This is a genomic window from Pseudomonas sp. KCJK8993, from assembly GCF_046230915.1.
Lineage (GTDB): Bacteria > Pseudomonadota > Gammaproteobacteria > Pseudomonadales > Pseudomonadaceae > Aquipseudomonas > Aquipseudomonas piscis.
Map to the genome: position 1 here is coordinate 19,974 of NZ_JBJJLO010000075.1, position 12,961 is coordinate 32,934.

Here is a 12,961-nt window from a genome sequence, read left to right on the forward strand (position 1 = left end):
AGTGACCTGCAGTCAAGCTTCTTCAGTCAGGCCCGGTGTCGATCAAGGCTTCAGAGTTTTTGCAGTGGCTGGATAAGCTGGAAGCGCTGGCGATACTCATCCGTCACCTGGCGCGCCTCGCTGTTGCCGGTGATCACGCGAGGGGTGATGAGCACGACCAGTTCCGAGCGGTCGTCATTGCGCATGGTCGTGCCGAACAACCACTTCAGCCCCGGCACCTTGCCCAGGTACGGCACGCTGCGATTGGCCTCTACCTGGTTTTGCTTGATCAGGCCTCCGAGCAGGACCGTCTGGCCGCTTTGCACGGCGACTTGGGTAGACACCGCGCGGGTGGAGATGGTGGGGTTGGCCGGTGGCGTCGCCGTGGTCCCGGTTCCGCCGCTGGCGGGCGTCGTGGCGTCGCTGACCTGTTGCTGGATGTCCATGTACACCAAGCCGCCGGGGTTGATGCGTGGCACCACATTGAGGATCACCCCGGTCTGCACGTACTGCACGGAGCTGGTCTGGATGGCGCCGACCCCGGTATTGATGGTGGTCTGGCTGATCGGGATGTTGTTGCCCACCTGGATCCGCGCTTGCTGGTTGTTCATCACCACCAGCGATGGCGCCGACAGCACCTTGGTGTTGCCGCTGGTTTCCAGCGCTCGCAAGGCCACCTGGAAGTTGTTGCTGACAAAGGAGTAGAACAGCGAAGCCGATTTCACCTCGACGCCGCCTCCGCCCAACGCACCCTGGCTACCCGAGGTGTTCTGCACGCCAGGAGTGGTCGAGTGGCCCGCCAGGTTCCCCAGGTACCATTGCACGCCTTGCTCCAGAGAACCGGTCAGGCTGACTTCGAGAATGCGTGTTTCGATCTGCACCTGCAGGGGGGGATTGTCCAGGCGTTGTATCGCCGACTCGATTTCAGCCCATTGCGCCGGCCGGCTGCGCACCAACAATTGGTTGCTGCTTTTCTGGGCCGTGATGCGCACTGAATTGTCGAATGTTTCGTTGCTCGTGGCGTTTTCGGCCTGCGCCTGATCCTCGCTGTTGGCCTCGAACTCTTCTTCCGGCTGTGCCGCGTTGGTGCCTCCAGCGTTGCCGTTACCACCGATCCCATTGATGCCCGATGGCAGGCCTGAAACATTGCCGCTACCGTCATTGCCAGTACCGTAGCCATTGCTCGACAGGGTGACCGTACGCAGGCCGGGTGCCACCTGGGCGGCCGGCTCATCGGTGATTTTCGCATTGCCGTAAATCTGTCGCAGGTACCTGGCAAGGTCGGTGGCCTTCATGTTGCGCACGTCGTACACATACATTTGCGGCTCATTGCCACCGCCCTGGTCAATGGCTTCGATCCAGCGCCCGACATCGCTGAGGTACTGCGACTGAGAAGAAATCACCACGATGGAGTTGGTGCGTTCGATCGGCAGGAAACGCAACATCCCGGCCAGCGGTGTCGCGCTTTGCGCTCCGAACAAATGCTCAAGCTCGGGCATCAACTTGCTGACGTTGGCGTGCTTGAGCCCGAAGACGCTGACGGACATGCCCTTGAGCCAATTGACATCGAAGGTGTCGATGGTCTGCTGATAGTTGTTCAGCTCATCGGGAGTGCCCGCCATGATCAGCAGGTTACGGGCGGCGTCGACCTGCACGAAGGCATTTTCCCGGGCCATGGGCTGCAAGAGCTTTTGCATTTGCGGTGCGGAAATATAGTTGAGCAGAAAGAACCGGGCCGTCATGCCGCTGCCAGGTTGTGGCAATGCCAGCTGCGGCGCGAGCCGGCCGGCGAGCGCCGTGTTCGCCGGCAGCACAACGTAGCTGTCGTTCTGCCGGATGATGGCGTTACTGGTCAGTGCCAACAGGGTTTCCAGGATCGAGAAAGCCTGGTTCTTGTCGACGGGCCTGGAGGTCGAGAAGGTGACGTCGCCCACCACACCCGGGGCGATGCTGTAGTTCTCCTTCAGCACATCACCGAGGATGGTGTTGGCCACGGCCTGGATCGAGACATTGGCGAAGTTGAAGGTGACGCCTGGCTCTTGCGATGCCGTCGCGGCATGAGGCCGCGCTGACGGTTGTTTATTGATGAAGTGCTGGCTGCCCTGGACAACCCGGGCCGTGGTCGGCGGTGTAACGATCGCCAGTGGCGGCCCTTTCGGCGCCGGGATCGGCAGCGGTGCGCGATCAGTACCGGTGCCGGACAAGGCTTCCTTGATCAGCCTGTCGTCCCGTGCGCTGTCGGTGGCCGGTGTCGTACACCCACAGAGCACTATCGCGCCGGCCAAGCCAGTGTAGATGAATCGTTTTCTCACAGATCGCTATCCTTGGAAGTGTCAGGCAAAGAGGGGAGAGCCGGTGTGTTGTGCGGCACTTTCAATAGCAGCAGCTTCAGCGTTTGGGTGTTGGCGCCCTGGGTCAACGTGACGTGCGTCGGTTCGATCCGCTCGACTCGCCAGCCATTGGGCAGTTGTTGCTGTTCGAGGGCCGCCAGCTGTTGCCCGTCGCGGGTCTTGAAGAAGGCCTTGCGCAGGGCTCCGGAAGCGATGATGCCGGTCAGGCTCAGGCCATTGAGCGACGCTGGCGCCTCGTCGATGGCTGGCGAGGGTGGCGGGTCAGGCTGTCGATGGGCGTTGAACAGTGGTTTTTTCCAGGTGTATTCATACGCTGACAGCGCTACGGGCATGGGCTCGGCAGTGACGGCAGCTTTCACCGGGGCTGCCGATGGATCGAGTGGAGGTAGCCACCGAACCTCGGTGCCAACGCCGTTGAGCAAGATCAGGAGCCACCCCAAGAGGCCCAGTACGGCTGCACTGAGCCAACGAAGCAAGGGCGGGAAGCGCCTCATGGCGTCGCTCCTTTTGGCGTTGGGTTTTGCAGGTAGGCGCTGATCAGCAGTTGCACGGCCAAGCGGTTTGCGCTGGCAAGCTGGCCGCGGCTTTTCTCGATCCGCAAGGATTCGATGAACAGCGAGACTTTGCCGTTTTCCAGGCGATGCAGCAGGCCGGCCAGTGGCTCGATGGCGCATTCGAGGTTGATCCGCACACTGACTTGCCGATAGGGCCCTTGCTGGGTGACGGGCACCGGAATTCGATTGGCCAGCGTGCAGCCACCGCCCAGCGTGGCGAATACCTGCAAATCGGCGGCGATCAACTGCATCAGTTGTGCGGTGGCCGCGCCCATGTCGGAATCGGCCAGCAGGTTTTCGTTGCCCACGGATGAGCGCCTGATCCGAGCCAGCGCGTTCTCCAGGGCAGGCCGTTGGCTGGACAATGCCACGTAGCGTTGCTGGTTGTGGCGTAGCAACGCCATCTCATCGGCAATGGCCAACAAAGGCTGGCTGAACCAGACATGCAAGGTCAGTAAGTACCCCCCGACCAGGCTCAAAGCGGCCAGGGCCAGGGCCAGGGCGCGCTGGCTAGCGGGGGGCGGACGCAGGCGCATGGCTGGCCTCCGCTTTGCGTAGGGTGGCGAGCATGCTGAAGCGGTCCTGGCCGGTGACCGGGTCTGGCTGGATGGCGCCCTGGAAATTGATGCCTTCCAGGCTGCGGCAGGCTTTCATGGCGCTGATCAGGGCGCTGGCCTGGCTGCTTTGGCCGATCAGGCTGACCTGGCCGTCCGGGTTGACGTTCAGGGTTTCCAGGGTGGTGTTCAACGGGATGCATTGGCTCAACTCATTGAGCAGCGCCGCCATTGAACTGGTTTGTGCGCGCCGTTCCACGACATAGCGTTGAGCATCGAGGGTGTCGTCGATCTGCTGATTGAGCGCCTGGACCTGTTGCGTTTGTTGTTGCAGGGTCTTGACCTGCTGCCGCATGTCTTCAAGGGCCTGCTGGCGGTTGTGCAACCAGAGTTGCAGGCCGGCCAGCGCCAGGACCAGGGCGGCCAGCGCGAGGGCCGGAGCTGGCCGCATCAGCGAGCGGCGTATCCGGGCGCGGCGATGGGGTGCCAGCAAGTCGACGTGCAAACGTGCGCCATGCTCATCCAGCGCATCGACCGCTGTGATCGAATGACCGGCCTGTTGCGCCTGATCGAGCAGTGCATCCAGCCGTTCACGGCTGACCACGGCCAGGCGAATGCGGATCAGCGAGTCGTGGGCAGAGGGCAGGCGGACACAGTCGAAATAGACCTGGCTGGCCTTGAACGGGGTGTATTTGTCCATCTCGAAGGACAGCATGGAGCTGAGGTCCTGGGCCACCGCCGCCGGCAACGACACTTCATGGAGCAAGCGCTGGTGCGGCAGCAGGACCAGGACCGGTGTATCCGATGTCGATGGGGAGGTGGCCGGTTGCAGTTGCCCAACGTCCCCGGTCCAGAAACGCTCGTCCCGGGAAAACAGCAACGGCGGTTTTTTCTCGGGGTTGATCCTGGCTCGCCAGGAGGCGGGCAGGCAGGCCAGGAGCTCTGCCCGCCACCACGCAAGGAATCCAGGCAGCGGCGACCCTCGCCAGCGCAGCAGTAGCCAGCGGATCAGCGGCTGTAGCCGATCAGCCAGGGGCTGGATCAGCCGATTCATTCTTTCCAGCGCAGCACCCGATACGGTCGTTGACCGCTTCCTTGTGGTGAGAGAAAAACCACGGCCTCCAGGGAAGCCGAGACCTGATTGTCCAGCGTCGCCAGGACTCGCACGTTGACCACCGACTCGGGGCCCCGCGGGAGCGCGACCTTTGGCCGTGACAGTTTGAGCAAGGCCAGCAGTTCGGGACTGGCTGCATCCACATCCGGCGCCGTCAGGCCGGACCAGAGCGTGAGATGCGGTAGCAAGCGCTCGTACAGGCGTGCCTGCATGCCGGGTAACTGCTGCAACTGTTCGAGCGCTTTAAGGGGGCCGATACTGCGCTGTTGGCCCAGGCTTTCACTCCATTGCCGAGCCTGTTCGGCGGTGGCGCCGAGGCCATGGGCCAGGCGCGCGAAACTGTCCAGCGCGACGAAGTTCAGGTCCAGTTTGCCGCGCTCGCTGCTGACTTGCAGGCTCAGCGTGGCCTGCTCAAAGGGCAATGAGTAAACACGCCCGTCAGCCACCGTGCGCGCCGGGTAGGCAAACAACCCTTCGACCGCCAACGCCAGGCCCGCTTGCGCGGCCAGCAGGGCGCGGCTGTGTTGCAATTCAAAAGCGCTCTGGCGGTTTTCCAGGCGCAGGATCTCGACCAGGCTGCCCATCATCAGTCCCAGCAAGGCGATGGCCCACAAGACCATGATCAATGCGGCGCCGCGCTGGCGACTCATGGGGCTACCTCGGAGTCCAGGCGCAACGCTACGACTTGCGTAGGCCACAGGCCGGCTCCGCGAGTAGCGACGTCGATACGCACGGCCTGGGGCAGCCGGCCCGGCCAGGGCCAGCGCTCCAGCCAGTCGGTCGGCTGGCGGTTGGGGTCCAGGCCTCTGTAGCTCAAGCGCAGGTCCTGAACCTCCTGCACCAGGATCTGGGGGTTGCCCCAGGGATGCAGCCCATCCGGGCGGTCCTGGCTGAAACTGATCTGCAAGCGACTGCCGTCAGCCGGGCCGGCCACCGCTTCAAGGGTATGCACCTGGACGCCCGCAGCGAGTTGCCCGGGCATCGGAGAAACGAAACGCAGGCGTTGTCGCTCTCCTTCGAACACCCGTTCCTGATCCGCCGCGTGGCCAAAATCTTCGGCCAGCGCCTGTTGGAGTGCGCTGCGCAGGAAGTTCTGCGCGGTCCTCACTTGGGTCAGGCGATCGGTGTGTTTTTCGCTGAGCAGCAGCAAGTGGTTACCGGTGCCCAAGGCGGAACCGATCAACACCATCAGCAAGCCGAGGAAACTCAGGGCGAGCAGCACTTCCAGCAGCGTGAACCCGCGCTGGCCTTGCCTCATGGCAGGCTCCCCGCTGGACGCTTGATGGCCCTGAGCGTGACAAAGCGTTCATGCCGGCTGCCCTTGACCAGCATGAGTTCCAGCTGGTCAAGGACAATCGCCCCCTCATCCCGAAGCGGGGTGACGCTCAGGCGCCATTGGATACCGTCGCGGGTACCTTCCAGGTGGGCGCCGCTGCCCAGGCCTTCTCCATACTCGGCCATCAGCGAAGTGGCCATCAGCGCCATCCGGGTGGTCTGCCCATTCCGCGCCAGTGCCTGGGTGGCGTAACCCAGGGTGTTGAGTACCACTGCAAACCCAATGCTCAGGACGACAATCGCCGCGAGTAATTCGATCAGGGTAAAGCCACGCTGCTGGCGCAGAGGCGAAGGCGTCATGGCTGTTGCCCATCCCGCCAGTCGACCCGTCCGGTGAGCCAGTCGATATCGATACGCGACGCTTGGCTGCCGCGCGCCAGATACAGGTGCCCGCCAGTGGAGCCACCGTTGGGGTAGAAGGTGATCAGCCCGACTGGCCCTTCATCGCTATCGGCAGTGGCCGCCGTCGTCAGGCGCAGGGTCATGCCGTCCGGCAAGTGGCGCGGTGTCTTGCCGGGCAGTTGATAGCTGTTGCGCAGTACATCCAGGCGCAGGGAGGCCGGTTGTCCAGCGCTGATGGCCTGGCTTCGGACCTGGCGCAACGCCAGGCCCAGGTCGCGCTTGACCTGACGCTCCTGGGCACTCTTGAGCCCCTGGGAGATACCCGAGGCCAACAGGCCGAAACCCACGGCAACCAGAAGCAGCACCACCAGCATTTCCAGGAGGGTAAAGCCCTGTTGAACCGGCCGCATGGCGGGCATGGCTATTCCCAACTGCCCAGGTCCTTGTTGTAGCCGTCGCCGCCGGGCTGGCCGTCCTGACCGTAGAAAATCAGGTCGAACGAACCGTGCTGGCCGGGTGTGCGATAGCCGAATGCATGGCCGAACGGGTCCTTCAGATCACTGGCCTTGGCATACGGACCGCTCCAACTGGCGGCATTGGCGGGGCGCGCAAGCAGCGCCTCGAGAGTGCGCGGCGGTGACCCGACGTCCAGCGCATAGCTTTCGATTTTCATCGACAGGCTGGCCAGTTGCGCCTTGCCGGCACCGTACTTGCCCTTGTCGACATTGCCGCCCACCTGGCGAACGACGATGGTGGCGACAATGCCGAGCAAGACAATGACCGCCAGCATCTCCAGCAAAGTGAAGCCGCGTTGGCGCTTGGGCAGTGAACGAGTGGTGTTCATTAACGTCTCCGGTCAAAGGTTACTGGTCAGGCTCATCAGCGGCAGCATGATGGCCAGCATGATCACCGCCACCAACACCGCCATGACCACGGTCAGGCTGGGGACCAGCGCGGCCAACAGGCGGTCGATGCTGCGCTTGGCCTCTTCATCGAAAATGCTCGCCACTTTCAATAACATGCCCTCGAGTTTTCCGGACTCTTCACCCACTTCGATCATCTGGATCGCCAGGTCGGGCAACCGTTGTTCAGCCGCCAATGCCGTCGACAGCCGCTGGCCGTCCTTGACCTTGACCGTGGCGTTTGCCACGGCGGCGTTCATCGCCAGGTTATTGGCGACTTGCCGGCTGATGTCCAGGGCATTGATCAGGGGTACGCCCTGGGCCAGCAAGGTGCCCAGGGTCCGGGCGAACCGTGCGCTTTCCAGGCGTTTCAACAAGCCGCCGGCCAGGGGCGATCGCAGCAGGTATCGATGCCATTTCAAGCGGTTTGCGGGCCGGCCCAGGTAGCTCAGCGCTGCCCAAGCCAGCCCGAGAAGCAGCGCCAGTGCATGCAGGCCATAGCTGGAAAGAAACTGCCCGAGGTCGAGGATCAGCTGGGTCAGCAGCGGCACAGGCACCCCCAGGCCGTCGAAAATCGGCACGAACTGCGGGACTACATAGGCCAGCAGCAACACCAGCGAGCCGAGCACTCCCACCACCAGGAAGGCCGGGTAAATCAAGGCGTTGATGACTTCGGTACGGATGGCCTGCAGCCGTTCCAGGTAGCTCGCCAGTTGCCCGAGGCTTTGATCCAGCACCCCGGCGGCTTCACCGGCGTGAACCAGGCTCAAGTACAGCGGGGTAAAGGATTGCCGTTCGACGGCCATGGCCGCTGACAGCGTCTGCCCGGCCTTGACCCGGTCGCGAATGCGTTCGATCAATTGCCGAGCCGCTGGTTTGCCGGGTTGTCGGATCAGGATACCCAGCGCCCGCTCCAGCGGCTGATCGGCCCCGAGCAACGTCGCGAGCTGCTGGGTAAAACGGCCCAGTTCCTCGCGGCTGAAAGGGGACGGACGCCACCAGGAGGGGCGAGGCACACCCGAGGCGCGCTGTACCCGCAGGACCAGCAGGCCACGCTCTTGCAGCTGGCTCGCGGCGGCCTGCGGGTCGCTGGCTTCGAGATGGCCGTCCACGGTGTTGTGGTCGGCGTCCAGTGCCTTGTATCGATACTGTTCCATGGTCAGTCATTGCGCGTGATGCGCAATACCTCTTCCAGTGAGGTGATACCCGCCAGGGCCTGGCGCAGACCTTCCTCACGCAAGGTGCGCAAACCGGCAGCACGAGCGGCCTGTTCCAGGGTAGCGGCATCGGCGTGACGCATCAGCAGCGAGCGGATGTCTTCATTCATCACCAACAGTTCGGTGACGGCGCTGCGTCCGCTGTAACCGGTGCCCGGTGCATCGGCCCTGGGGCGGTACAGCCGGATCGGACGCTCATCGGTGTAGCGATCCAGCTGGTGCTCGGCGATTAGCTGCGCAGGCGCCTCGAAGGCTTCGCGCCATTGCGGGTCCAGCCGTCGCACCAGGCGTTGAGCGAGGATCCCGCTGACGGTCGAGGCGATCAGGTAGCTCTCCACGCCCATGTCCAGCAAGCGGGTAATGCTGGCGGCGGCGCTGTTGGTGTGCAAGGTCGACAACACCAGATGGCCGGTCAATGACGACTGGATGGCGATCCGGCAGGTTTCCAGATCGCGTATTTCACCGATCATGATCACGTCCGGGTCCTGGCGGACGATCGAGCGCAACGCGCCGGCGAAGTCCAGGCCGATGGCCGGCTTTACCTGAATCTGATTGATCCCGGGCAATTGGTATTCGACAGGGTCCTCGACGGTGATGATTTTCCGTTCGCTGGTATTGAGCCGGGTCAGTGCGGTGTACAGCGTGGTGGTCTTGCCCGAGCCGGTGGGGCCGGTCACCAGCAGAATGCCGTGGGGGCGCTCGAGTACCTCGAGGAGTTGCTGGAGCCGCTGGCCATCGAAGCCCAGGCTGGGAAAATCGAAGGTCACCTGCTCCCGGTCCAGCAGCCGCATGACCACCGATTCGCCGTGCCGGGTCGGCACCGTCGAGACCCGCAGGTCCAGCTCCTTGCCTTGAATCCTCAACATCATGCGCCCGTCCTGGGGCAGGCGTCGTTCGGCAATGTCCAGGTGCGCCATGATCTTGATCCGGGAAATCACCGCTGCCGACGAACTGACCGGAGGCGCCTCGCCTTCCTGCAAGGTTCCATCGATGCGGTAACGCACCTTGAGCTGGCTTTCGAAGGGTTCGATATGAATGTCCGAGACGCCCAGTTCGACCGCTCGTTGCAACAACAGGTTGACGATCCGGATCACCGGGGCTTCGGAAGCCAGGTCCTTGAGGTGTTCGATATCGTCGGTCGTGTCGAGGCTCTCGCCGAGGTTTTCGATCAGCGTGCCCATGGCCGAGCGGCCCTGGCCGTAATAGCGCTCGATCAATTGCTCAATCTCACTGCGCAGGCCGATCGACAGGCGCGCCGTGAGCTGGCAGGCATATTCCAGGGCCAGGATCGGATAACGCTGGGCCGGGTTGCTCACCAGTAGGTGCAGTTGCTGGTCGAAGGGCGGCAAAGGCACCACGCCGTAGTGTTTCAGAAACCGTGGCGAGACCTGCGGCAGACCACCTTCCAGCGGCGGCGCGCCGCGGCCATGCAACAAGGGAATGTCCAGCAGGGTCGACCAGGCCATTGCCAGGTCCTGTTCCGACAGCCGGCCGAGTCGAATCAGCAACTCGGGCAATTCGTGCTGTTGCGCGTCGGCCTCCAGCTGCCTGGCTTGTGCCACCTCGGCCCCTTTCAAGTGCCCCTGTGTGACCAGCCAATCGATAGCTTGCGTGGTCAGTATGGATGAGTCGGCTATGGCCATCAGCGGGTTCCGTTGGTGAACAGACCTTGCCACGCCATGACGACCGTGCGTCACGGGGTGACAAGGTGCCTTAATGACTCAGCGGCTGCGGGGCACTGCTGCCGAAGATCTCCAGGCGCAGCGCCTTGAGTTTTTCCTCGATGGCGGCGCGCCGTGCCTCGTCGCCATCGACGGACTTCAGCACTTCGTCAATCGCTTGGTTCGCGGCCTGCTGGTAGGTATCCAGTTGCTGGCGCTGGGCAGGCGAGGGGGGAGCCGGTGGCGTGGCGTGGTCTTTCATGTCCATCCAGATGCGGTAGTTCAGGCGCTCCAGTGACTTGGGGTCGGACTCGATGTTCGGCGTCAGTCGTTCGACCTGGGCATAGGCGACCTTCACGTCCTCGCCATTGCTGACCGATGCTTTCAGTTGGTTGATCAAGCGCTCGGCAGCCTGCCGGCGCTCGGCGGCAGGCAGGGTGTTGGCGGTTTGCGAAAACGCGGCGATTTGCTGTTCCAGCGACGCCGGCGCTTGGCTGTCGGCGGTTGGCGCAGGCACGGCCGGCTGGGTATCGCTCACCGGACTCGAGGCGACACTGGGCGCTTGTTCCACGACGGTGTCCACCGGCTGGCGAAACAGCACCAGGTAGGCGATCAGCGCCGCACACACCGCTAAAAGAATGGCTTTCATCTTGAAGGTTCCTTTCATCAGGACGGCATGATGTCCAAGAGTGGATCGGTCCGGCTTGGCAAACCGGTTTCAACATGCCCAGCGAGCCGTCGAGAGAAGTTGCTTTCGGTGTTGCTGGCCGTGAGGGTCAGGTCATACCAGCCGGAACTGCTGCGCAGCAACCAGGGATCGGTCAGGCTTTCACCCGGCTTGAGTTCAAGGGTATGCACCGTATCGCCCTTGTACGCAGGGTTGGATTTCACCGTCACCGTACAGGCCAGTACCCCGGTATTTCTGATCGTCAGGACAATCTGCGCTCCCTGGTAGCTGACTGAAACTTCAGGCCGGGCGAGGGTCCTGGCCAACTGGCTGTTGCCGGTAAATTCCCGGTAGAAGCCATTCGGTGCACGCACCTCAAAGCCGTAGCGACCGTTCGCGTCGATACGGTCCTTGAGGTTTTCGATGAGGGGCTGGCCGCGGCTTCTAAGGTTTGTTGCCGCATGGATATCGTAGCTGGTCACCGTATAGAACGCCGGGGCGCCCCGTTCGGTGGAGTGCACCTGAAAGACTGCCGCCGAACGTCCGTATGGGTTTTCCGGCAAGACCATGCCGTCGTTTCTCAAGTTGAGCAGCAAGCTGCCATCGCTGGCGGCGAAACTGACCTCGGCATGCAGCTGGTAGGGCACGGCCAGCGCGTCACGCTGGCCGGTTTCCTGGCCCGGCAAGGTCGTCGGGTTGGTGTAATAAGGGTAGGAGCGATAGTACTGCTTGTAGTAGGCGTCATCCTGACGGGCCTTGGTTTCAGTCAGGTTGGTCAGGTTGGCGGGCACGCTGCTATCGGTTTTCCCGGTGAAGTCGAAAAGCGAGGTCAAGTCACCGCAAACCGCCCGGCGCCAGGGGGAAATATTGTCCGCGGTAACGCCGAAGCGTTTTTCGAGGAATCTGAGCACAGAGGTGTGATCGAAGACTTCGGCACTGACCTTTCCACCCCGGGACCATGGCGAGATCGCCAATACCGGCACGCGTGGACCCAAGCCAATGGGCAACTGGGTGGCGCTTTCGATTTCACCTTGGGTGTCGACGGCCGAAAGGCCGGTGCCCGGTTTCCATGGCGGTACGGCAGCGGACACATGGTCGAAATAACCGTCGCCTTCATCGTAGTTGATGATGAACACGGTCCTGGCCCAGACCTTGGGGTTGCTGGTCAGGGCTTCGAGAATCTTCGACACGTAGTATTCACCGAAGGAGGGACCCCACCAAGGGTGTTCCGAATAACAGTACGGCGGCACGATCCACGACACTTGTGGCAAGGTGTTGTTTTGCACGTCTTCGCGCAACTTGGTCACTCCGCGAGCGACCATGGCTCGTTGCCACAAATCGGAGTCGGGTTTTGACTCTTTGAAGCGTTTGAACCAGGCCAGGGCATTGCAGTCGTAATTGTTGTCCTCCTGTATGAGCCACTTCCATTTGAGATCGAGGTAGAGCCACCAGAGTGAAGAGGACTGGTAGCCGCCTTCCTGGTAAATTCGCCAATCGATATTGGCTTCGCTCAGGCGTTCGGGGTAGGTGGTCCAGTCCACGGAACCACTGGCGCCGGTGGTGCCGTCACCCATGCTGTTGGTGTATTGGACATTCTTGCCGTCGCCGGTAGGCGCGGTGCGTCCGGTCATGTGATACAGGCGATTGGGGTTGGTGGGGCCCATGATCGATTGGTGATAGGCCTCGCCCAGGGTAAAGGCGTCTGCCAGGGCATAGTAGTAAGGGATGTCATCCCGTTTGAAATGGCCCATGGCGGTGTAGTCCTGGATCGCCGTCCAGCGGTCGTTGCGGCCTTCGTTCCAGGTCCCGTGAAACGCCGACCACTCGTGGTTTTGCGAGCCTAACCATTGGGCGTGCACGTTCTTGGTATCGAAGTGATAAGGCAGGTATTCGGTGGTTTTATAGGTTTGATGCATCACCGACTTGCCATCGGCGCGCTTGAGAACCCGGGGGTCGTTGAACCCACGAACGCCATTGAGGTGGCCGAAGTAATGATCGAACGAGCGGTTTTCCTGCATCAGGATGACCACATGGTCGACATCCTGCAGGGTGCCGCTGCGCACATCCGGCTCAATGGCCAGTGCGCGTCGTATGGTTTCGGGAAAAAGCCCGGACATTCCGGCCAGCACCGCAGCCTGTGCACTGCCTTGCAAAAAAGTCCGGCGATGAAACTTTGGGGCGTCTGTCATCGATAAGCTTCCTCTAAGGTGCGTTGGGAAAACGCCCGCATAAAAGTTCGACTTTATTGTTCTTTCTTGATGTTTTTATTAAATAGGCCGCTATTT

The 12,961-nt window shown here is 62.2% G+C and carries 13 protein-coding genes; all 13 read right to left on the reverse strand.

From position 1 onward, the window contains the following. Positions 1-50 precede the first annotated feature (50 nt). The 13 genes from gspD to ACK6AU_RS21355 all read right to left on the reverse strand — a co-directional run bounded on the left by gspD (position 51) and on the right by ACK6AU_RS21355 (position 12,865). Positions 51-2,291, reverse strand: coding sequence for a type II secretion system secretin GspD (gspD, locus tag ACK6AU_RS21295; RefSeq protein ID WP_409301203.1), 2,241 nt, complete (start codon positions 2,289-2,291; stop codon positions 51-53). Further along, a complete protein-coding gene (locus ACK6AU_RS21300) occupies positions 2,288-2,824 on the reverse strand; it encodes a hypothetical protein (protein WP_409301205.1) in 537 nt (178 codons plus the stop codon). The genes gspD and ACK6AU_RS21300 overlap by 4 nt, the downstream gene beginning before the upstream one ends. Continuing rightward, positions 2,821-3,420, reverse strand: coding sequence for a type II secretion system protein GspM (gene gspM / locus ACK6AU_RS21305; protein ID WP_409301207.1), 600 nt, complete (start codon positions 3,418-3,420; stop codon positions 2,821-2,823). The genes ACK6AU_RS21300 and gspM overlap by 4 nt, the downstream gene beginning before the upstream one ends. Next, positions 3,395-4,492, reverse strand: a complete 1,098-nt coding sequence (locus ACK6AU_RS21310) for a PilN domain-containing protein (protein ID WP_409301209.1) — start codon at positions 4,490-4,492, stop codon at positions 3,395-3,397. Before ACK6AU_RS21310 ends, gspM begins: the two co-directional genes overlap by 26 nt. Continuing rightward, complete coding sequence (locus ACK6AU_RS21315) at positions 4,489-5,202, reverse strand: type II secretion system protein GspK (RefSeq protein WP_185699854.1); 714 nt, start codon at positions 5,200-5,202, stop codon at positions 4,489-4,491. Before ACK6AU_RS21315 ends, ACK6AU_RS21310 begins: the two co-directional genes overlap by 4 nt. After that, entirely contained in the window at positions 5,199-5,810 is a 612-nt protein-coding gene (locus ACK6AU_RS21320) for a prepilin-type N-terminal cleavage/methylation domain-containing protein (protein WP_409301211.1), read from the reverse strand. Before ACK6AU_RS21320 ends, ACK6AU_RS21315 begins: the two co-directional genes overlap by 4 nt. After that, positions 5,807-6,187: a prepilin-type N-terminal cleavage/methylation domain-containing protein gene (locus ACK6AU_RS21325; protein ID WP_185699856.1), complete on the reverse strand. Its 381-nt coding sequence runs from the start codon at positions 6,185-6,187 to the stop codon at positions 5,807-5,809. The genes ACK6AU_RS21320 and ACK6AU_RS21325 overlap by 4 nt, the downstream gene beginning before the upstream one ends. After that, on the reverse strand, positions 6,184-6,648 hold the full coding sequence (locus ACK6AU_RS21330; protein ID WP_260498013.1) for a GspH/FimT family protein: 465 nt from the start codon (positions 6,646-6,648) through the stop codon (positions 6,184-6,186). Before ACK6AU_RS21330 ends, ACK6AU_RS21325 begins: the two co-directional genes overlap by 4 nt. A 2-nt stretch (positions 6,649-6,650) precedes the next feature. After that, entirely contained in the window at positions 6,651-7,073 is a 423-nt protein-coding gene (gene gspG / locus ACK6AU_RS21335; protein ID WP_185699857.1) for a type II secretion system major pseudopilin GspG, read from the reverse strand. Between the two features lie 12 nt (positions 7,074-7,085). Beyond that, positions 7,086-8,288 carry a type II secretion system inner membrane protein GspF gene (gene gspF, locus ACK6AU_RS21340; protein WP_409301214.1) on the reverse strand — a complete coding sequence of 401 codons (1,203 nt, stop codon included), beginning with the start codon at positions 8,286-8,288 and terminating at the stop codon, positions 7,086-7,088. A 2-nt stretch (positions 8,289-8,290) separates the two neighbouring features. Further along, positions 8,291-9,991: a type II secretion system ATPase GspE gene (gene gspE / locus ACK6AU_RS21345; RefSeq protein WP_409301216.1), complete on the reverse strand. Its 1,701-nt coding sequence runs from the start codon at positions 9,989-9,991 to the stop codon at positions 8,291-8,293. Between the two features lie 70 nt (positions 9,992-10,061). Beyond that, positions 10,062-10,658: a phospholipase C accessory protein PlcR gene (gene plcR / locus ACK6AU_RS21350; protein ID WP_409301218.1), complete on the reverse strand. Its 597-nt coding sequence runs from the start codon at positions 10,656-10,658 to the stop codon at positions 10,062-10,064. Positions 10,659-10,675: 17 nt separating this feature from the next. Continuing rightward, positions 10,676-12,865 (reverse strand): phosphocholine-specific phospholipase C, encoded by a 2,190-nt coding sequence (locus ACK6AU_RS21355; protein ID WP_409301220.1) that lies wholly within the window; start codon positions 12,863-12,865, stop codon positions 10,676-10,678. Positions 12,866-12,961 lie beyond the last annotated feature (96 nt).

What these genes read in the sequence shown, in the direction of transcription:
- ACK6AU_RS21310 (WP_409301209.1), bottom strand. Translation starts at nt 4,492, where the DNA reads ATGAATCGGCTGATCCAGCCCCTGGCTGATCGGCTACAGCCGCTGATC.
- ACK6AU_RS21320 (WP_409301211.1), bottom strand. Translation starts at nt 5,810, where the DNA reads ATGAGGCAAGGCCAGCGCGGGTTCACGCTGCTGGAAGTGCTGCTCGCC.
- ACK6AU_RS21330 (WP_260498013.1), bottom strand. Translation starts at nt 6,648, where the DNA reads ATGCCCGCCATGCGGCCGGTTCAACAGGGCTTTACCCTCCTGGAAATG.
- gspM (WP_409301207.1), bottom strand. Translation starts at nt 3,420, where the DNA reads ATGCGCCTGCGTCCGCCCCCCGCTAGCCAGCGCGCCCTGGCCCTGGCC.
- gspG (WP_185699857.1), bottom strand. Translation starts at nt 7,073, where the DNA reads ATGAACACCACTCGTTCACTGCCCAAGCGCCAACGCGGCTTCACTTTG.
- gspE (WP_409301216.1), bottom strand. Translation starts at nt 9,991, where the DNA reads ATGGCCATAGCCGACTCATCCATACTGACCACGCAAGCTATCGATTGG.
- ACK6AU_RS21355 (WP_409301220.1), bottom strand. Translation starts at nt 12,865, where the DNA reads ATGACAGACGCCCCAAAGTTTCATCGCCGGACTTTTTTGCAAGGCAGT.
- ACK6AU_RS21325 (WP_185699856.1), bottom strand. Translation starts at nt 6,187, where the DNA reads ATGACGCCTTCGCCTCTGCGCCAGCAGCGTGGCTTTACCCTGATCGAA.
- plcR (WP_409301218.1), bottom strand. Translation starts at nt 10,658, where the DNA reads ATGAAAGCCATTCTTTTAGCGGTGTGTGCGGCGCTGATCGCCTACCTG.
- gspF (WP_409301214.1), bottom strand. Translation starts at nt 8,288, where the DNA reads ATGGAACAGTATCGATACAAGGCACTGGACGCCGACCACAACACCGTG.
- ACK6AU_RS21315 (WP_185699854.1), bottom strand. Translation starts at nt 5,202, where the DNA reads ATGAGTCGCCAGCGCGGCGCCGCATTGATCATGGTCTTGTGGGCCATC.
- ACK6AU_RS21300 (WP_409301205.1), bottom strand. Translation starts at nt 2,824, where the DNA reads ATGAGGCGCTTCCCGCCCTTGCTTCGTTGGCTCAGTGCAGCCGTACTG.